Genomic DNA, 18,237 nt, shown 5'->3' with positions numbered 1-18,237 from the left:
ACCGCCGACGGGCCACAGTGATCGCCACCCTCGTAGGCCTCGCCGGACTGGTGCTCGGAAACACAGTCTCCGCCAGCGCCGCCACTCCCACCACCGGCGCCGACACATCCCACACCCTCCCAGGCGAACTCTCCCTCGACGAACCGACGGGGCCGCGCCTCAACGATGCCCGTACGATCACCCTCCTCACCGGCCAGCAAGTCACCGTGAGCAGCGATTCGATTGGCGAAGTCACCGTGACGCCAGCTGGGGCGGTCGGGGTCGGGGCCACGGACCAGCTGCCCGGTGACGGCCCGGTCAGGCCGGTTGAGCTCCAGGTGACGGGCGTCGAGGCGCGGGGCAAGCCGACGGTGCTCAGCGCCGTCCCCCCGGCGGCGACCGCGCTCGTGGACTCCGGCGTCATCGACCGCGACCTGTTCGACCTCAACGTCCTCGCCTCCCGTGGGCTCGGCGTCTCAAGTACGCCGGTCACCGTCTACTTCGACGGTGTGACGACGGCGGCCGAGGCCGAACAGAAGGCGGACGCACTCCCGGGCTCCACATACGTGTCCGGGACGGCTGGCCCTGGGCAGGCCACCGTGTCTGTCCCGGCCGCGTCCAGCGCGACCTTCTGGGACGCCGTCACCACGGCGCGGCGTTTCGACCCGGGTAGCCCCGAGGGGCAAGTCTGGGCGCATCACCCCGCAGGCGCCCCCCGGGACCTCGCCGATGGGCTGGCCGGCCTCAGCCTTGACGGAGCGCCGCTGCCTGCGGCGCCGACCAGCACCACCCCGAACTACCAGCTCACCGTGCGGGTCCACGCCAGCAAAGATCCCGCCCGCTGGTCATGGGGCGAGGAGCTCGGGATGGAGTTCACGGCCGCATCCGCGCCCCTGATCGGTGTCACGGGACCGACGGCAGGCAAACTTGTCAACCCGAGCTTCTCCTGTGAGGGGACCAAGCCGGTCTGTGGGACGGTCGTGCTCACCTACACGCTGCCGGCTGGCGTGTACTACCTGAGCGCCCACTTCACGGATACGCGCTACACCACGTCGGCGACGACCTTCTTCGAAGAGCCAGAGGTTGCGGTCTTCGGGAACCGGACCATCGACCTCTCCATGGATGACGGCATCTGGATCGCTCCCCGTGCCCCCAAGCGGAACGAGCTCGCCAGCTACGGGATCAGCAAGCGCCGCGAGCTGCCCGACGGCCAGGTCGTCTACAACCTCGCCGCGGGTAACGGGGAAGCAGGGGTTGTTGGTTACTACCTCGTCCCTACCACGGCCCCCACCCGCACCGGCGCGTACAACATGCACATCAACGACCAGTGGCGCGAGCCCTACATAACTGTCACCACCGACCGCGGACTCGACCTTCGCGCGAGGTACCCGTACCACGAGCCGGCCGAGCCGGGAGAGCAGGGCTACCGGCCGGAACTCAGCCTGCGCGACACGCGGCTGCGGGTCGTCGACGCGGGCGTTGGTGACGCCGACGACTTCGCGCGCATCGACGCGAAAGGCAAGCTCGTGGTCCTCGGCCCGAGCCCACAGCAGCAGGTCGCTTGCGGCATTGAGCGACAGGTGATCGAACGCGCCACCACCGCCGGCGCCGTGGCCGTCGTCTTCGACCCACGGACCGACCGTCACCCGACCGGCGTGTGCAACGTCTTCCACTGGGTACCGATCCTCGAGGGAGACGTGGCGGTGCCAGCGCCGAACCTGCCCGTGCTGTCCATTCAGCCCGACGAGGCGCGACAGCTCAGGGCGCAACTCACGCAACAGACCGTCACCGTCCGCGTCGACAGTCCCGGGCACACGGGCACGGGCTACCTCTACGAGCTGAGCCGGGATTTCAGCGGCGGTGTCCCCGCCTCCATCGACCAGACCGTCACCGCCGACCGGCTCGCGACCCGGAACACGACCCTGCGGGGAACTTCCGGGATCGGCCCGCAGCTCAGCACCTACTCGTGGTACCCGGGGTTCAACCTCCTGATGAACTGGTCCGTCGGGATGTTTCCGACGACCACGCCGGGCCGTTCCATCACCGAGTACCTCTCCGTGTCCCGGGACGTGAAATGGCAGCGCACCTGGGGGGCCGCAGGAGCGGAGCAGGCGACCGAGCTGGTCACCCGGAGCGACACAAGAGAGGAAGTGTGGTTCGCGCAGCCGCAGTCGGTCGGGCCGCCCGCGGTCCCCAGCGAAACCCTTGACTGGGACGACTGGTCGTTCTGCAGCTTCTGCCGAAACGGCGACATCCTGACGCCATTCATCTACATCGGGCACCCGGAGCCCCGTCACACGAGCACAACAGGATGGCTGCCGGCGATGGTGATGACCGACAGCCGAGGACAGCAGGTCCCTGTGACCAAGGACCCGGTCGGTCTGCGGGCCTTCCAGATGTCACCTGACGAGGAGCTCTACACGTTCACGAGCACCATGCCCACGGGGGACCGGTTCGAGTGGCGGTTCACGTCCGCCCGGGTGACCGGTGACCGCCTGCCACCAGGTGCCACCTGCCATAACAAGTACCTCTACAGCGGCCCCTGTGGAGCTCCGCAGCCACTGATCTTCCTCCGCTACCTCGTTCCGCTCGACAGCGGGAACTCCGCCCCGGCGGCAAGCCACCACACTGTCACCATCACGCCGTACCACCAGGCTACCGACGGCCCAGCGATCCGTCAGGTCGCCACCCAGGTCAGCCTTGACGGCGGTACTACGTGGACACCCGCCAAGATGAAGCCGCTCAAGAACGGTTCGTGGACGGCGACCTTCGCAGTGCCATCCCTCGTCGACACCGACGGCTCTGTCACGCTACGCACCACCGCCACAGACGACGCGGGTAACACGACAGACCAACTCCGCGTCCACGCCTACGGTCTCAGGTAGGTCCGCCTTCGGGCCGAGAGCGTGGACCCACGCATGACGCCGGCAACACCCCGGTCAGTTGGTTTGCCCCTGGTGTTCGGGGCAAACCAACTGACCGGGGCTCTGGATCTAATACGGCAGCCGCCGTTTGTGATCAATGAGCGCTTTTCATCGTGGGTTTTGGCTGGTCGGGCCGTGGTGTAGGGCGAGGATGGCCTCGGTTGACGGTCTTCTGTCGGTGGGACAGTCGCGGCCGGTGACGGCGGCGCTTGAAGGGCGTGCCGATGCTGCCGCCGGCGCCTTGGTATGCCTTGTCGGCGAAGGTTGTCATGTTGATGCTGCTCAGCGCGTCGATCAGGCCGTGGGTGCGGGCGGCGGTCAGGTCGTGCACGGCGCCGGGCAGGGCGGGCGAGGCCCAGATGAGGCGTCCCTTGCAGTCCGCGATGACCTGCACGTTGACTCCGTGGCGCTTGTGCTTTCCGGAGTAGTACGGCCTCTGGTCCGCGACCCGGTCGATGGGGATCAGGGTGCCGTCGAGGATCGCGTACGCGAGCCGGGCGATGCGCTGCATGGCCGCGTTCAGGTCCTCGGCGTGCGTGGCGAGCAGGTCGATGGCTTCTCGGACGTACCGCCAGGCGGTCGTGACGCTGACCGCGAAGCCGCAGGCCAGACGGGCGATGGGGTCACCGTTACGGAGATGGGCCAGGGCGAGTAGGGCTTGCCGGCCGGCATCGAGGCGCCGCCACCGGCCCCGGCGCCGGATGCGTTCGGCGCGGATGAGGTCGGCCAGGTGGTTGAGGGTGCGGCTGGACAGCGCGACCGCGGACGGGTAAGACAGCACAGCGAGGCTCCCGGTTGGGGCATCGGGTTTTGGTCGACTGCTGTCTTACCGGGAGCCTCCTCCTATGTCGATAGACCCTCGCCCGCACCCACCGTGACCAGGCCCATCACGATGAAAAGACCTCACTGATCAGGGCACCCCTGCCCACAGACACCAGGAGGCGCGCACCGTGCCAAGCCATCTGCGCTCCCGAGTTCTCACCTCCGCGCTCGTCGGGCTCACTCTGCCGGTGGCGTTCCTGTCCGGCTGCGGAGAGGATGCCCCTGGCCGGACCATGGAGGCGGACGGAGTGATCACGTTCGTGGCGCCGGAGGCCGACGGGGGCCAGGACGCCGAGATCATCGGTGAACTGGTGATGGGCAAGGGCCAGTGCCTGGCCGTGCGGACTGCCGAGAACCAGACGCTGGTCGTCGTGTGGCCGGCCGGAAGCGAACTGAAGACCGGGGGCAGCACCAGGGTTGAGGTGCCCGGCGCGGGCACCGTCCAGGTCGGCTCCACCTTCACCGCCTCTGGCGGCTACGCCACCCCACCACTCGGCAACGGCATGCCCACCATCCCGGAAGCCTGCACCAGTGGCACGGAGGAAGTCGCCGTCATCGACAGCGTCCGGCGCCAGTAAGCACGTCCGACTGGAAACAGATGGTCGTGCTGGTGGCTAGTACGGCAGCCGCCGTTTGAGATTTTGCTGCTCAACAGGGGTGAACGGAAGGCGGCCACCGCGTGATCGTCTGTGCGTTGTGGACACAACATCAGATCTTGCGGTGGTCGCGTGCCACAGCGTAGCCGTTGCTCGATGGGAACGTGTGTTGGCCGGGGTGCTGGGGTGCTTCGCGGGTCGGTTCGGGCGGGTGGAGCCTCGCCGTGCGGCGGCGGCGTTCGTGACGGGGCTGCTGTCCGATCTTGAGGTCAAGACTTGCTGGCAGCTGGCCGAGCATGCCGGTCATGCCCGGCCGGACGCGATGCAGCGGCTGTTGTATCGGGCGGTGTGGGACGCCGACGCCGTCCGCGACGACCTGCGGCAACTGATCGCTGACCGGTTCGGTGACCCGGATGCGGTTCTGGTGGTCGACGAGACCGGTGACCTGAAGAAGGGCACGCATTCGGTTGGGGTGCAGCGGCAGTACACCGGCACGGCTGGGCGGATCGAGAACAGCCAGGTCGGGGTGTTCCTGGGCTACGCCGGGCGGGACGGGCACACCCTGATCGACCGACGGGTGTATCTGCCGGCGTTATGGACTGACGACCGGCAGCGGTGCCAGGCCGCGGGCGTGCCCGACGAGATCGAGTTCGCCACCCGGTCGGAGTTGGCCGCCGACATGGTCACCGCCGCCCTCGACGCCGGCGTCCCCGCGGGGTGGGCCGCAGCGGACGAGGCCTACGGCAACAGCGCCGCCTTCCGCAACCGGCTGCGCGAACACGGGCTCGGCTACGTCCTCGCGGTATCCCGCAGCCACCTCATCCCGCTCGACGGCGGCAAGGTGAAGGTCCGCGCCGACCGGGCCGCCGCCGAACTGCCGGCATCGGCCTGGCAACGCCGCTCAGCCGGCGCCGGGTCGAAGGGACCCCGCTACTACGACTGGGCCTGGCTCGACGACGTGTGCACCGATGCCGACCCCGACGACGCAGGCCGGCACAGCCTCCTGATCCGCCGCAACACCACCACCGGCGAGTTGGCCTTCTACCGCTGCTGGACACCACGCCCGGCCACCCTCGCCCAACTCGTCCGCGTCGCCGGGATCCGCTGGACCGTCGAGGAGAGCTTCCAGACCGCCAAAGGCCAAGTCGGCCTGGACCAGCACCAAGTCCGCCGCTGGGACTCCTGGCACCGGTTCACCACCCTCGCTCTGGCCGCCCTCGCCGTCCTGGCGATCTGCGCCGCCGACGCCGCTACCAGCACCACCGACAACGGCGAGAACATCGGGCTGATCAACCTGACCGTCAACGAAGCCCGCCGCCTGCTCAACATCTTCATCGTCCGCCCGGTCAGCGACCTCGCCCACCGTTTGCACTGGTCAGGCTGGCGCCGCCAGCACCAAGCCCGAGCCCGAGCCCGAGCCCGACGATCCCACTACACACGCCGCCTCAACCTCGAACTCCGGCCATGATCGCGAACGGCGGCTGCCGTACTAATCACGCCGCTGGGATGGCTCGGCCCGGAAGCCGCAGCCCTTGCGACCGAGTGGGGTCCCAACCTCACAGTCAGGACCCACTCGAGCCGATGTCATGCGAGCGGATGGGGCTCGCTGGTAAGTGCCGCCAGCGCGGCGGCTACTTCGTGGATGGTGGCACGAACGTAAGTGGCGGTGGTTCCGGCGTCACCACCGCTGCCAGAGTGACCGGCGTAGGCGCGAGCGATGGCGTAGCCGAAGTTCCGCTCCACCCACGTCAACGTGGTGTGCCGCAGCCAGTGGGTGCTGATCTGCTGCGCATGTACCCACGGCAGGTGCTCACCGATCCGCACCCACAGATGATCGTACCGCCGGTAGGTGATCGGCTGCCCGCTGCGGTACCGGAACAACGCCCCCTCCTCGGTCGCGTGCCGCTGCTCCGCGTGCCGCAGCAGGTACCGCATCAGCGTCGGCGACACCGGCTGCCACCGCACCGTCTCACCCTTCTCCCGCAACAGGATCAGACACTGATCCGGGTCCAGGTCGACCGGCCGCAGCGCCAGCGCTCCGCCCCGACGGCACGCCGTCTCGGTGTGCAGCCGGAGCAGCAGACTGTCCAACGCCGGATCATCACCCGTAGACGCCGCCACCTCGTTGATCTCCGCCAACCGCGCATCCGCCAACGCCCGCCGGGTACTCGGCAACCGCCGCGGCTTCGCCACCTTCAACGCCGGGTTGTCCGCCTCCGAGATCAAACCGTCGGCGACCGCCCGCCAGTAGAGGCAGCGCAACGACGCGATCAGATGCTCCGCCGCGCTGCGCCCACCCCGCGCGTTACGCCGGGCCACCACATGCGTCTTGACGTACTCCGCCAACCGCTCGATCTCCGACGGCGTCGGCTCGTCAATGCGCCGCGCGCCCCACTGCTCGACCAAGCGCTTCCAGTACGACCCGTACGCTCGCCGAGTGCCCGCGGTGACGGCAGCCGCCACGACCGGCACGTATTCGGCAAACGTCGGTGCCGGCGGACGGTCCGACGCCGCTGCCACCAGGTCCGCCGGGGAGATGCCCATCCGCGACAGCAGCAGCCGGGCGGCCTCCAGTTCCGCTTTGCTCGCCGTGCCCGCGCTCATGCCGGATCACCACCCAGTACCGCGCGGTCGGCCTGGGCGACCATCTCGTCCAAGGCGATAGGCGGGTACACCACGAGCAGGTTCGCGACGGGGTCCGCGGTAAGTAGGACACGGTCGCCCGCCGAGAGCCCGCACCAGTGTCGTACCGAGGACGGCAGCAACAGGTGCCCCTGACCGGTGACAGTGAAGACTCCCTGGCGATCTCGGCGCGCGACGACGACGTTTTCGCCTTGACGGATGTCCAGGCGGGCACCAGGTTCCCAGCCCATTGCTCCGATGATTGACCGATCACGGATCCGGCCACTGCTGTCGACCGAAGCCAGGCGATACATCCTCGCCTCGGTGCGCTGGCGCGGGAGTGCAGGCATCGGTAACGGTGGCCGACGAAGCGGGCCACCAGAGCTAGTCCGAGTAGAGCGCCCCTGGTCCGGAAGCAGGACCGGAGGGACAACGGAAGCCACCGAGGGCTCAGTCACATCGACCACCACCGACCGCCGGCGCGAGGCCGGTGAAGGTGATCGGGAAGATCAGATTCGCGTGGTCAATGACGCTTGACCACCAGCACGTCGGAGACGGCACGGGTGCCGCAAGTTTGTGTCCGAGGGGGGAGATGAACCCCCACGCGTAGCACCCAGGCACAAAATGGGTGCTCATGCGACTAAGGATAGCTCAATACAGAGCGTAAACGCTACAGGCGCAAGCCGGCCACGGGCACCCTTCGCGCAACCAACGCAATAGATTTCATCCGCCTCTCCAACGCTCAGCGCGTTTGCCAATCTGGCCAGGGGAATGAGGATTCCGACGGGCAGAACCTGTGCGAGGTGTGCCCTTCGGCGCAAGGCTATGCGGTGAAGCGCCGCCAACGGATCCACGGAGGGATGCGCTCTGGTGTTGTTGTCGCCAACCAGGAATCTTCACCTGCCACGCTGCGCGCTGCGGCGCGATGGGAAGCCACTCCCCCACCGCGCCGCCTGGGGGCGAGTCAGATTGGCCGGTCAGGGCAAAGTCCCTGTCGCCGGACCGTGGGAGGTCTCGCGCGCCGTGACGAATGGGTGCGGCTGGCCGGTCATCGCCGACAACGCGCCAGCGACCGCGTGGAGGTCGGCCTTGATATAGGTGGTGGTGGACGATCCTGGGCTGTCGGTCTGGCCGGCGTAGGCGCGGGCCACACCGTAGCCGAAGTGGCGTTCGACCCAGGTCAGGGTGGTGTGCCGCAGCCAGTGGGTGGAGATTCCTTGCGCGGCGACCCAGGGCAGGCGTTCGCCGATGCGTTTCCACAGGTGGTCGTAGCGGCGGCTGCTGATCGGCTGGCCATTGCGGTAGCGCAACAGCCCATCGGTGGGCAGAACGGCGCCGCGGACGCGGGCGTGGTCGTGCAGGTGCTCGGCGAGGTCGAGGCTGACCGGCTGCCACCGCACCGTGCCTTTCTCAGCCAGCCGCACGAGCCCGTTGGTGGCGTCCAGGTCGACAAGCCGCAGGGCGAGGGCACCACCACGCCGGCAGGCACTTTCGGTGTGCAGGCGCAGCATGAGCGCGTCGAGGACGACATCGTTGCCGCTGCTCCGCACCACCGCGTTGATTTCCTCCAACTCGTACGGCGTCAGAGCGCGGCGTGGGCTCGGAAGGCGGCGGGGTTTGGCGACGCGGTGGGCGGGACTGGCCGACGCGTCGATCAGACCGTCAGCGACAGCCCGGGAGTAGAAGGCACGGGCGGCGGCGATGACGTGCTCGCCGGCGTGCCGACCGTTGCGGCTGTTACGCCGCGACCGCGCCGTAGCGATCATCTGCTGTTTCATCGCCTCCACGTCGCTGGCCGCCACACGGTCCAGGGGCCAGTCACCCCACGCGGCGGCCATCCGCTCCCAGTACGTGCCGTAGGTACGTCTCGCGCCCGGGCCTGCCGCCGCGATCACGCGGGGCAGATACTCCGCAACCGTCGGCACTGACACCAACACGCCGGCGTCGGACTCCAGATCGGCCACGGTGACACCAAGGTGGGCCAGGATCTGCCGGGCTGCGGCAACGGTGGCGGGATCAGCAGACACGGTCGCGTCCCGCCACCTCGACGTGCACGTCGGCGAGCAGGCGAGCGACGGCGCCGATCGGGTGCACCACAACCAGGTCATGGGCGACGAGCGCGGCGAGCAGCACCGGCTCGCCAAGCCCAATCCCGCACATACGCCGAACGGACGCCGGTAGCGGCAGTGCACCTCGGCTGCCCGCCCTGTACCGACCATCGCCGGCCGAGGCGATCACGAGCACCCCTTGGTGTGGCTGGATGTCGAGGCGGTGGCCCGGCTGCCAACCCAGCGCACGCAGGATGTGCCGACAGGCGGCAACCCGGCCGCAGCGGGATGGGACAGCCGTCCCCAGCAGAAACTCAGCGACATTGACGACCGCCGGTAGCTGAACTCGAGCGGGCAGTGCTGGCATCGGTACCGGGCGGGGACGTGGACGGGCAGGCAAGACAGCAGGAACGAGCGGACGGACAAGCTGCTCACCGCTCGGTCGGGAAGGTCGTGTCATGACCGTGACAACACCGAGATCAGCGACGACCGCGCTACGAGGGTGTCGATCAACTCTGGGGCGCCAGTGCTCGGGTGGAGGCTGTCCCGGCGGACGACCGCGGCGTCGCACGGTGCCTTGGCGCTTCGCTTCAGCAAGTCTCCAAGAAGCAGCACCGAGGCTGACGTTTACTCAACGTGGCCGATGTGCTGAGAAAGCGCGCGCACGGTCAGCGGCATGAGCGTGTAGTGGATCATCGTGGCGGACCGCGACGCCTTTGCCTTCTTTATCGCCGTCTGCGGGTGCTTGGCGTCGCAGACCAGCGGGATGCACGATGCAGTTATGCCAGGTCAGGTCGAGACGGCTATTCGAGCTCGGGTTGGGGCGGGTACGCGCCTCCCAACGCCGACCGGTCGCGCCACCTTCGGGGTCGGCGAGGTTTCCCCAGCCGGGTTGGTCTTGCTCTTCGGGACCAAACAGACTCGAACGGTCTTCAACTGGTCCTGCCGTGAGGGCATCCCGGGGGTACCTGCACGGACGCGGCTGGGTTCGGGTTGGGGCAAACCGTGATGTTCACGGCAACCAAGGCACATTGGACGGGTATCTCAAGACATCCGTCAAACGGCAGACAGGACTATGTGGCCGTCGTCTTGGAGCGCGCTGGAGTCGTCGATCTGGATCGAGAACGTCCCGCAGGGGGTGCGGCTGCGGCGGACGTGACCACCGTCGGGCGGTGGCTGCCGCTCAGGGCATTCCGTACAGATGGTGACGAGTGCTCGGGTAAACGCCGCGCGTTGTCGGCGGCATGAGAGTGCTCGATGCCGGCCCTCGGCGCGGCGAAGCGAAGCACCGGGATGGCGGGCGACGTCTCGCGGGGGTGGGCAGCGACATGCGCGTCATGTTCCCTCCCGTGATTGGTAGGCGATCAACCAGACATCTGGTGCCGGCCACTCGCAACGGGCTTTCTCGGCGGTCGGGAGAGCGACGTGCCCGCTCATCGGCTACGTCCGCGCGTTTTGCACAGAGATCGCGATCACGCTCCGTGACGCCCGCTCGGCGGCAGAAGGCTGCGCTGCGTCCCAGGTGTCGACGGTCAGCGTGAGCACGCCTGCGATGATCGTCGGCGTAGGAGGTACACATGATCGAGTGGCTTGACGATGTCTGGTCTCGAACACGCGCCGTGCAGATCGTCGAGGGTGGTGAGGACGGCGGTCCTCTTTGCGGTCGTGCGGTTCTGGCTGAGCTACCGGACGCTGTGTCTGTCGAGGCGGCGCGCGAGTTGACCACGACAGGTCGCTTCACCGGTGACATCTGTCGTTGTCACGGTGGGCCGACGATCGTGCTCCGCGATACAGCGGGCGACGTGCTCGCCAGCGCCAGTCTGCATGGCCACGGCTCGGTCAGTTGGGAGCGGTCGCGGTTCCGTAACGACCTCGTCGTGGCGGATCCTGCGGCGCTCCATCTGTTTTTGGCCGGGCACGGAGTACCGAATCAGCTGACCTCGTTCCTGGCACCGTTGGCCGACCTGCTGAACCTGCACGAGGGCCGCCCGCAGTTCCGGCCCGCCAGGAAAGAGGGCAAGCGATACCTGACCGAGCGCGGAGTTCCTGACGTGCTGCATCCTGTGTTGGTCGCCGCCACCGGTCAGCAATGTGGCGAGCTTTCCGATGCACAAGTCGACGACGTCCGTCGACGGCTCACCGCCGCCACGCCCTCACCCACCGCCAGGGCGGCGATCCTGCTGTCCTGGCTGGGCCGGCTCCCCATCCCCGCAGAGGCCCTGTGGGGTGAAGGTGTCCTGGTACGGCAGCTACTCGCCGACCTCAGGCTGCCCGACGTCGCGACCGCGGCCGCCGAAACCCGCACCGGACATGTCGCAACAGGGGTGATCAACCTGATCATGCACTCCGGCGACGACGGCACGCTGGCCACGGCCATCGGCCCGACGCTGCGTCAACTGTTCCCACCGGCACCTGAGGCCAACACCGTACGGTAGCTGTCGAACGTTCGGTCGGCGAACCGCTCGCTGACGCAGATCCCGTAGCCGTCATCGCGCACGCATGTCGACGCGATCGAGCGCGTCGATGATCGGAGACACTTTCACCGTGCGAAACGACCTCGACCAGATCGAAGCGGCTTTCGTCGGCACGCCGCTGGCCGGCCTGCCGATCGGGCACGGCCCGTCGGGCACCGTCCTCGTCGCCGACGTCGACCCCAATCGCCTGCAGGAAGCCTGGCAGGCTGCCGACGCACTGGTGCCGGTCATCGGACGCCGGCCCGTCATGGTCACCGACGACTTCCACGACACACTGAGGATCCGGTCCGAGCCCGATCCGGGCCCATCGGAGTCGGAGCTGCACGCGTTCGCCCAGGCCGCCGAGTCTTCCGACCCCTGGCTGACCTACCGCCACTACAGCGAGGACGACGAGGTCGAGGAGGGCGAGGTCGAGTACTACGCGCGTGGCACGGCAGGCGTCGACCTCACGGCTCTGGTGCCGGATGTGGCGCTGCCGGCTCCGCGCCCGGCGCTGGAGCCTGTACGCCCGGGTGCTTGGCAGCGTGCGGTTCGTGACGCAGACCGACTACTGGTACACGCCTAACAGCGTCCTGCTCATGCTGCTTCCCACCAGCGACGTCCGCAGCTCGGGGTACTGGGTGGACTTCTACGGTGTGCACACCCGGCAGCACCAGCAGACGCTTGCCGAGGTGCTGGCGCAGTGGCATCACCGGTGGGACGCCCGCCTGGTCGCGTCGTGGGGCACCATGCTGCAGTTCCAGGTGGGTCGTCGCCCGGCACCAGGTGACGAGGCATGGACCGCGGCCGGCCAGCTCAAGGCGCTCGCCCCGAACCTCGACCTGAGCCGGTGGGAGGTCGCCGTGGCCTTGCCCGCCGGTGACGCGTGGTTCGTGCACAATCGACCCTGACAACTCGGACGCAGAGCCTCCGCCAAGGTCTGTCGCATTGCCTAGCGCTCGGTCGGCGGCAGATGAGGATGTCGTCCGGACCGCGTCCTGCTGCCCTTTGAACCGTGTATGCCGGTCGACGCGAGACCGCTGATAATTGTTCGGTCATGGCTGAGGATCAACTGAGCGCGGTTCGGCGCAGACTTCCAGAAGGAACGCGAGTCCAGGAAACGGTCATCGGGTTCCCGCGGGTGTCGGCCGAGCGGGCAGGACGGGGCAGGATATGGACCAAGGCACCCGCGACGAGTTGCTCGGCCGCCTGGTTGAGGCAGTCGGGTCCGTCACAGTCGCACACCCGACGCGGGTTGCCATCGACGGACCACCCGCCGCAGGCAAGACCACGCTCGCCGACGAGCTGGCCGTCGTCTTGCGCACACAGGGCCGTGACATCATCCGCGCGACGATCGACGATTTCCTCTTCCCTCGGGCACAGCGCTATCCTCGCGGCGAGTACTCGGCCGAAGGCTGCTACTTCGACACCCACGACTACGACGCGCTAAACCGGGTTCTGCTCGATCCGCTCGGCCCGGGCGGAAATCGGCGCTTCCAACACGCGGTCTACGACCGCACAGCGGATACTGCGCTGTCTCCGCCGGTCACGACTGCCCCCGCCGACGCCGTGCTGGTCTTCGACGGCGTCTTCCTCATGCGCCCGGAACTGATTGATCGGTGGGACCTGCGCATCTTCGTGTCGACCGCGCTCGAGAAGACCGTGGACCGTGCCGTGATCCGAGAGCGCCGGGTGTCATCTCGGGCCGAAGTCGAACGGCGCTGGCGCGAGCGTTACATCCCCTCCCAACAGTTCTACTTCGCTACGGTCCGCCCGACCGATCACGTCGACATCGTCGTGCACAACGACGAGCCCCAGCAGCCGGTCTGGGAGACCCAAACACACTGACCGCACTCAATTCGGCACGTCCGGACGCCAGCAACCGGCGCCGGCGCCACCTTCGGTGACGAGTTCGCGGCAGACGGGCGCGCGGGTCTGGCAGGGGGCGTCGGAGCTGCCTCACCAGTGGCTGGCAACGATGCCGGTACGACCGCCAAGAGCGGCGCGGATGTCTGTGGTAAAGGCAGGTGATAGTGGTGGCCAGTTGTGGAACGTCACGGCGGGAGCGCCGATGAGTACGCTGAACTGACCGGTCCAGTCACCCACCAGTCCGCTCCAGCCGCACCGGTCGCAAGTGAACAGCGGCTCACGGCCAGCGGTCATCCACTCCTCCAACCAATCGCCGTAGCAGTGGGTGTAGGTCGTCGGTGCGCCAGCTGCGCAACGTGGACATCGCGGTGCCTCATCGTTTTCCACGGGATGGTAGGCGTGGCGCTCGCCACGGATGTCGACGCCGTTGTTAGCCGTGTCGAGGAAGGCGTCGAACCAGTCGACCGGCTCGACGGCCGCGATACGCGCGGCTGGACCCGGCTTCCACTCGCTTGGCTGCCACAACGCATCACGACGGTCGTTCAGGCGAATCACTCCGCGAGCAAGCAAGAGCTCCTGCACGCCGACGACGATCTCCTCGCACTCCGCCGACAACACGCTGTCCAGCCGGACCACAGTCACGCTGTGCTCACTCACCGTTGGTCTTCTCCTGCCCCGTCGGCGCATGTCTCCACGGGAGTATCACTCAGCAGATCTTCTGGTCACCTCGGCTAAGTACCGGCATGAACCTGAACCTCGTGTGCATCGGCGTCGCTACCTTGTTGCTTCACGTGGCGCACGGCTCTCGGTAGATCCGGTCGTCTCCGACGCGCTGTCGGCGGCATGAGAGTAAAGCTGATCTTGTTCGCCCCATGCCTCTGGCCTTTCTGTGCGGCAGACTTGAGCGATGCCCTCGACAGGCGACGCCGTGGTCAAGCCGGCAGCGGAATGGGTGCAGGTTTGGTTCCCGATGTCAGGTGGGCCGGCATCGGCCCTCGGGATGGGCGCCGAGGCGCTCTCGCCGGACCGAATCCGGCTGCCGTTTGCACCATGGGCCGCCCTGAATGCCGCCAAGGGTGACATCTTCCGCGTTCAGCGGGACGAAGACGGGCAGCTCTGGGTACGAGAGAAACTCAAGGCATCCGGCTACTGCGCGATCCGGGTGATGCTCGCCTCGGACAGTCCACTCGGTCCACCCGATGTCGGTACCGAAACCATCCTGGAGATATTCAACGCGTTGGGCGCCACAGGCACCGGCATGTTCGGCCTGACTGCAATCGACGTTCCGCCCGACGCTGACCTCCGGCTCGTGCGCCATCTACTCGACACCGGCAAGCGCGACGGCTGGTGGGACTACGACGAGCTCTGCGTCACCGAGGCTTGGCAGACCTCGGCGACACCGTAGGCTCCCATCCCGCGACGAGCAGACCACCGCAGTTCGCCAGGCTACTCGCTCGCCCAGATTGTCGGTCGGACGGATCCCGCCGCGCGACAAGCGGCCAAGCGGCGCGCACACGGCGGCATGAGCGGACGTGAGACGTCGACAGAGCCCGGAAACCCGGAACCTACCGATCGAACTCCCAGTCGTCGATCCGCGTGTGGATCGGGATCATGTTGATGTGCAGGTTGGTGAAGCCCTCGGACTCGAGTCGAGATAGGCACGCCTCCGCAGCATGGAGCGAGAAGAACGCGCCAAGCTGGCCAAGGTTCTCGCCGCGCTCGTCTGTCTCCTCGACCGCATAGGCCAACTCAGGGCTGCGGTATCCCTTTGGAAGGATCATCACCAAGGACCGCCAGGTGCGTAGGTGCCATCGTCCAACTCGCAGACGCACGTGACGAACGCCTTGTATCTCGATTGCAAACACACACAGAGCCTATGCGCGCTCATCGGCATGTCCGCACGCCGAGCCGCCGGTACGGGCTGTCGCGCCCCGTAGCGATCGGATCGCGGCTACCGGATGCCGCTGGTGCGCTGGTAGACGGGGCCGCGGAATCGCCCAACCTCCCGGATCAAACAGCTAGACCGTGCCGGCGGCCGTGTGGGTGACCGGGCGCCTGGTGTCCACATTGCCGGTCATGGTGTTGAGGATGCCGGGTAGGTCTGCCACCGTTTCGGCGGGCAGGCCGGTTACCGTTTCCTCCGCCAGAGCGCACCACAGGTGCTTGACCTTGTCGGCCAAAGCTTTGCCGCTGTCAGTGAGTTCGACGATGCTGGCGCGCTTGTCGGAGGGGGCGGGTCTGCGGCGGATGTGACCGGCGGCTTCGAGCTTGCGGGTCATGAGCGTGACGCTGGGCGGCTCGCAGCCGAGGGCCTCGCTGAGCTGGGCCTGGATTCTCGGGCCGGTCCGGTCGAGTTCGAGCAGGAGTGCCTCCTGGCCGGGGTGCAGGCCGAGCGGAGCCAGCAACGCCGCGGCCCTGGCTCTGTGGCGCAGGCTCAGCAGGCGGATGGCCTGGTTGATGGCGTCGGCGCGTTCGAAGTCCACGGGCTCTCCTTGACAGGAAATTAGTTACGCGCATAACGTTATGCGCGTAACTAATTCTACATCGTGGGAGCCGGATATGACCGTGAAGGTCGCCGTCATCTACTACAGCGCGACGGGCACCGTCCACGCACTCGCGCAGGCCGTCGCCGAGGGCGCCGCCTCGGCCGGGACCGAGGTGCGGCTGCGGCGAGTCGCCGAGCTGGCACCCGACAGCGCGATAGACCAGAACCCGCTGTGGCGGCAGCACGCCGATGCCGCCACGTCGATCGCCCAGGCCTCGGTTGAGGACCTGGCGTGGGCCGATGCGTTCGCGTTCGGGACGCCGACCCGGTTCGGCGCGCCAGCCGCACAGCTCAAGCAGTTCATCGACCAGACCGGCGGGCTGTGGCGGGAAGGCAGGCTGGCCGACAAGCCAGTGACAGCCTTCACCTCGGCGTTCAACCGGCACGGCGGCAGCGAGGCCACGATTTTGTCGCTGAGCAACGTGTTTTACCACTGGGGGGCGCTGATCGTTCCGCCCGGATTCACCGATCCGGTCGTGTCCGCCGCCGGCGGCAACCCATACGGCACGTCGTCTGTGACCGGCCCGACCGGAGACGGCCCCGATGCCGCGGCGCTGGAAGCGGCCAGGTACCAGGGACGGCGGTTGGCCCAGATCACGATCCAGATGCTAGGGGACCACGTGGTCGCCGACGCCGCCGCGGGCAACGTGAACAGCCACGGAGCCCTGGCCGAGGCAGCCTCCCGGACCGCGTGAGCGGCGGGTTAGTCGGGAGGAAGTCATGACAACAAGCACCAGCACCGCAACTCAGCGGACCAGGCCGCACACCGGATCCACCTGGTTGCTTCTGGCGCTGGCGTGTGCCTGCCAGTTCATGGTGATCCTGGACGCGTCCATCGTTAACGTCGCCCTGCCTTCGGTCCGCGAGGATCTCGGCTTCACACCCACCGGCCTGGCCTGGGTGGTGAACGGCTACCTGCTTACCTTCGCCGGCTTCATGCTCCTGGGTGGCCGCGCCGCTGACCTGTTCGGCCCGCGCCGGATGCTGGTGGCCGGGCTGCTCTTGTTCTCCGCATCGAGTCTGGTCGGCGGCCTGGCAACCGCTGCGGAGGTCCTGGTGGCGGCCCGCGTCGCGCAGGGCGTGGGAGCCGCGATGATGGCCCCGGCGACGCTGGCCGTGATCAACACCTACTTCACCGAGCCGCAGGCGCGGGGCCGGGCGTTTGGCGCATGGTCCGCCTCAGGCGGTGTGGGCGGGATGGCCGGCGCGCTCGCCGGCGGTGCCATCACCACTGGCCTGTCGTGGCGGTGGATCTTCCTCATCAACGTGCCGATCGGCGCGGTGCTGATCGCAGTGGCCATGATGTCGCTGGCCGGCACACGAACCGGCCGACGGGAATCGCTCGACCTTGCTGGCGCGGTCACGGGGACGGCGGGGCTGGCCGCGCTGGTCTACGGGGTCATGCAGAGCACCGATCATGGCTGGACGTCCGTGCAGGTCGTCGGGCCAGCCGTGGCGGGCCTGCTCCTGCTCGTCGTCTTCACCGTGCTGGAGGCGCGTTTCGCCGCCCAGCCGATGATGCCCCTGCGGCTGTTCAGCATCCGGGGGGTGGCCGTCAGCAACAGCATGCTGCTGCTGTTCGGCGGAATCGCCATCGCGATGTGGTATTTCACGTCGCTACTCCTGCAGAACGTACTCGGCTACAGCGCGCTTCAAGCCGGCCTCGGGCAGACACCCGCGGCGGTGACGTTCGTGGTGATCGCGCGATGGGCCGCCGCCCTGCTGCCACGAGCCGGTGCGCGCCCCCTGGTGCTGGCTGGCTGCGCCTGTTTCCTGGCCGGTTTCGGCTGGCTCGCCCAGGCCCTAGCCGACAGCGGCTACCTCACCAGTGTGCTCGGGCCTACGCTGCTCATCGCGGTCGGCATCGGGCTGACCTTCCCCACCCTCATGGCCGCAGCGACCGCCGACGTTCCCGAGGGCGACGCGGGGATCATCGGCGGCCTAGCCAACACCGCAAGTCAGGTAGGCGGGTCGGTAGGCCTAGCGGTGCTCGCGACGGCCGCCAGCGCCAGAACCGCGACGGAGGGCGGCGGGAATTCCCCGACCGCCGCCCTCGCCGCCGGCTACGGCCTGGTCTTCCTCATGGCGGCCGGGCTCGGCCTGGCGATCGCGGTCATCAGCCTGCTGCTGCCGCGCCGCAGGCGCGGCTGACCACCGGCGACGCCGCGTGCTCACTCGCCGCACCTCTGTGTCCGTCCGCAGGGGTGCGGCGAGCGACCTCACCTGGCGGCGTATTTGAACCGTCCTGTGGATTTAGTTTCCGATCGCCGCACGCACACTACTTTCGGCAGATCCGGATGCCGGAGCGGTTCGCTCCGATCGCCGCTCACCACAGCCACCGGGCAGCCGGCGCATCGAAAAGGGATAGGACAAGCGACA

Annotated in this window: 17 protein-coding genes and 1 pseudogene; 10 read left to right on the top strand and 8 right to left on the bottom strand. The window is 67.9% G+C overall.

Annotation, left to right across the window (positions count from 1 at the left end):
• The first annotated feature begins 17 nt into the window (after positions 1-17).
• A complete protein-coding gene (locus ABZ793_RS31755) occupies positions 18-2,864 on the top strand; it encodes a hypothetical protein (RefSeq protein ID WP_357464094.1) in 2,847 nt (948 codons plus the stop codon).
• 184 nt (positions 2,865-3,048) lie between these two features.
• Here the strand turns inward: ABZ793_RS31755 and ABZ793_RS31750 are convergent.
• Positions 3,049-3,684 (bottom strand): annotated as a pseudogene (locus tag ABZ793_RS31750) (transposase family protein); the annotation flags it as partial.
• A gap of 169 nt (positions 3,685-3,853) precedes the next feature.
• Between ABZ793_RS31750 and ABZ793_RS31745 the strand changes: the two are divergent.
• On the top strand, positions 3,854-4,303 hold the full coding sequence (locus ABZ793_RS31745) for a hypothetical protein (protein ID WP_357464091.1): 450 nt from the start codon (positions 3,854-3,856) through the stop codon (positions 4,301-4,303).
• Between the two features lie 199 nt (positions 4,304-4,502).
• Positions 4,503-5,789, top strand: coding sequence for an IS701 family transposase (locus ABZ793_RS31740; RefSeq protein WP_357464117.1), 1,287 nt, complete (start codon positions 4,503-4,505; stop codon positions 5,787-5,789).
• A 116-nt stretch (positions 5,790-5,905) separates the two neighbouring features.
• On the opposite strand, the gene ABZ793_RS31735 is transcribed toward ABZ793_RS31740, so the two are convergent.
• The 4 genes from ABZ793_RS31735 to ABZ793_RS31720 all read right to left on the bottom strand — a co-directional run bounded on the left by ABZ793_RS31735 (position 5,906) and on the right by ABZ793_RS31720 (position 9,103).
• Positions 5,906-6,925: a site-specific integrase gene (locus ABZ793_RS31735; RefSeq protein ID WP_357464087.1), complete on the bottom strand. Its 1,020-nt coding sequence runs from the start codon at positions 6,923-6,925 to the stop codon at positions 5,906-5,908.
• Positions 6,922-7,194: an AbrB/MazE/SpoVT family DNA-binding domain-containing protein gene (locus tag ABZ793_RS31730; RefSeq protein WP_357464084.1), complete on the bottom strand. Its 273-nt coding sequence runs from the start codon at positions 7,192-7,194 to the stop codon at positions 6,922-6,924. The genes ABZ793_RS31735 and ABZ793_RS31730 overlap by 4 nt, the downstream gene beginning before the upstream one ends.
• Before the next feature lie 726 nt (positions 7,195-7,920).
• A complete protein-coding gene (locus tag ABZ793_RS31725; RefSeq protein WP_357464081.1) occupies positions 7,921-8,970 on the bottom strand; it encodes a site-specific integrase in 1,050 nt (349 codons plus the stop codon).
• Positions 8,960-9,103, bottom strand: coding sequence for a hypothetical protein (locus ABZ793_RS31720; protein WP_357464078.1), 144 nt, complete (start codon positions 9,101-9,103; stop codon positions 8,960-8,962). Before ABZ793_RS31720 ends, ABZ793_RS31725 begins: the two co-directional genes overlap by 11 nt.
• 1,465 nt (positions 9,104-10,568) lie before the next feature.
• Between ABZ793_RS31720 and ABZ793_RS31715 the strand changes: the two genes are divergently transcribed.
• The 4 genes from ABZ793_RS31715 to ABZ793_RS31700 all read left to right on the top strand — a co-directional run bounded on the left by ABZ793_RS31715 (position 10,569) and on the right by ABZ793_RS31700 (position 13,292).
• A complete protein-coding gene (locus ABZ793_RS31715; RefSeq protein WP_357464075.1) occupies positions 10,569-11,426 on the top strand; it encodes a hypothetical protein in 858 nt (285 codons plus the stop codon).
• A 64-nt stretch (positions 11,427-11,490) separates the two neighbouring features.
• The gene (locus ABZ793_RS31710; protein ID WP_357464072.1) at positions 11,491-12,030 is read left to right on the top strand and encodes a hypothetical protein; all 540 of its coding nucleotides are present in this window, start codon (positions 11,491-11,493) and stop codon (positions 12,028-12,030) included.
• On the top strand, positions 11,999-12,355 hold the full coding sequence (locus ABZ793_RS31705) for a DUF4253 domain-containing protein (protein WP_357464069.1): 357 nt from the start codon (positions 11,999-12,001) through the stop codon (positions 12,353-12,355). Before ABZ793_RS31710 ends, ABZ793_RS31705 begins: the two co-directional genes overlap by 32 nt.
• A 262-nt stretch (positions 12,356-12,617) precedes the next feature.
• Positions 12,618-13,292 (top strand): cytidylate kinase family protein, encoded by a 675-nt coding sequence (locus tag ABZ793_RS31700; RefSeq protein ID WP_357464067.1) that lies wholly within the window; start codon positions 12,618-12,620, stop codon positions 13,290-13,292.
• 111 nt (positions 13,293-13,403) lie between these two features.
• Here the strand turns inward: ABZ793_RS31700 and ABZ793_RS31695 are convergent, their stop codons facing one another.
• Positions 13,404-13,970, bottom strand: a complete 567-nt coding sequence (locus tag ABZ793_RS31695) for a hypothetical protein (RefSeq protein ID WP_357464065.1) — start codon at positions 13,968-13,970, stop codon at positions 13,404-13,406.
• Between the two features lie 250 nt (positions 13,971-14,220).
• Here ABZ793_RS31695 and ABZ793_RS31690 point away from each other — a divergent pair, with 250 nt between their 5' ends.
• On the top strand, positions 14,221-14,718 hold the full coding sequence (locus ABZ793_RS31690) for a DUF4265 domain-containing protein (protein ID WP_357464062.1): 498 nt from the start codon (positions 14,221-14,223) through the stop codon (positions 14,716-14,718).
• Between the two features lie 160 nt (positions 14,719-14,878).
• Here ABZ793_RS31690 and ABZ793_RS31685 read toward each other — a convergent pair whose 3' ends face one another.
• Positions 14,879-15,178 (bottom strand): hypothetical protein, encoded by a 300-nt coding sequence (locus ABZ793_RS31685; RefSeq protein ID WP_357464059.1) that lies wholly within the window; start codon positions 15,176-15,178, stop codon positions 14,879-14,881.
• Between the two features lie 153 nt (positions 15,179-15,331).
• Complete coding sequence (locus ABZ793_RS31680) at positions 15,332-15,796, bottom strand: MarR family winged helix-turn-helix transcriptional regulator (protein WP_357464056.1); 465 nt, start codon at positions 15,794-15,796, stop codon at positions 15,332-15,334.
• 76 nt (positions 15,797-15,872) lie between these two features.
• Here ABZ793_RS31680 and wrbA point away from each other — a divergent pair, with 76 nt between their 5' ends.
• Together wrbA and ABZ793_RS31670 are read left to right on the top strand one after the other, a co-directional pair.
• On the top strand, positions 15,873-16,553 hold the full coding sequence (wrbA, locus tag ABZ793_RS31675) for an NAD(P)H:quinone oxidoreductase (RefSeq protein WP_357464053.1): 681 nt from the start codon (positions 15,873-15,875) through the stop codon (positions 16,551-16,553).
• Between the two features lie 25 nt (positions 16,554-16,578).
• Positions 16,579-18,009: an MFS transporter gene (locus tag ABZ793_RS31670; protein WP_357464050.1), complete on the top strand. Its 1,431-nt coding sequence runs from the start codon at positions 16,579-16,581 to the stop codon at positions 18,007-18,009.
• Positions 18,010-18,237: the final 228 nt, after the last annotated feature.

The organism is Micromonospora sp. NPDC047465, assembly GCF_040643125.1.
Lineage (GTDB): Bacteria > Actinomycetota > Actinomycetes > Mycobacteriales > Micromonosporaceae > Micromonospora.
The sequence above is the reverse complement of the archived record's forward strand: the minus strand, read 5'-3'. Positions and strand labels throughout refer to the sequence as shown.

Bases quoted from the DNA above. Each gene is read 5' to 3' on its own strand.
- ABZ793_RS31735 (WP_357464087.1), bottom strand. From the start codon at position 6,925: ATGAGCGCGGGCACGGCGAGCAAAGCGGAACTGGAGGCCGCCCGGCTG.
- ABZ793_RS31730 (WP_357464084.1), bottom strand. From the start codon at position 7,194: ATGGGCTGGGAACCTGGTGCCCGCCTGGACATCCGTCAAGGCGAAAAC.
- ABZ793_RS31720 (WP_357464078.1), bottom strand. From the start codon at position 9,103: ATGTGCGGGATTGGGCTTGGCGAGCCGGTGCTGCTCGCCGCGCTCGTC.
- ABZ793_RS31715 (WP_357464075.1), top strand. From the start codon at position 10,569: ATGATCGAGTGGCTTGACGATGTCTGGTCTCGAACACGCGCCGTGCAG.
- ABZ793_RS31710 (WP_357464072.1), top strand. From the start codon at position 11,491: ATGTCGACGCGATCGAGCGCGTCGATGATCGGAGACACTTTCACCGTG.
- ABZ793_RS31700 (WP_357464067.1), top strand. From the start codon at position 12,618: ATGGACCAAGGCACCCGCGACGAGTTGCTCGGCCGCCTGGTTGAGGCA.
- ABZ793_RS31690 (WP_357464062.1), top strand. From the start codon at position 14,221: ATGCCCTCGACAGGCGACGCCGTGGTCAAGCCGGCAGCGGAATGGGTG.
- wrbA (WP_357464053.1), top strand. From the start codon at position 15,873: ATGACCGTGAAGGTCGCCGTCATCTACTACAGCGCGACGGGCACCGTC.
- ABZ793_RS31670 (WP_357464050.1), top strand. From the start codon at position 16,579: ATGACAACAAGCACCAGCACCGCAACTCAGCGGACCAGGCCGCACACC.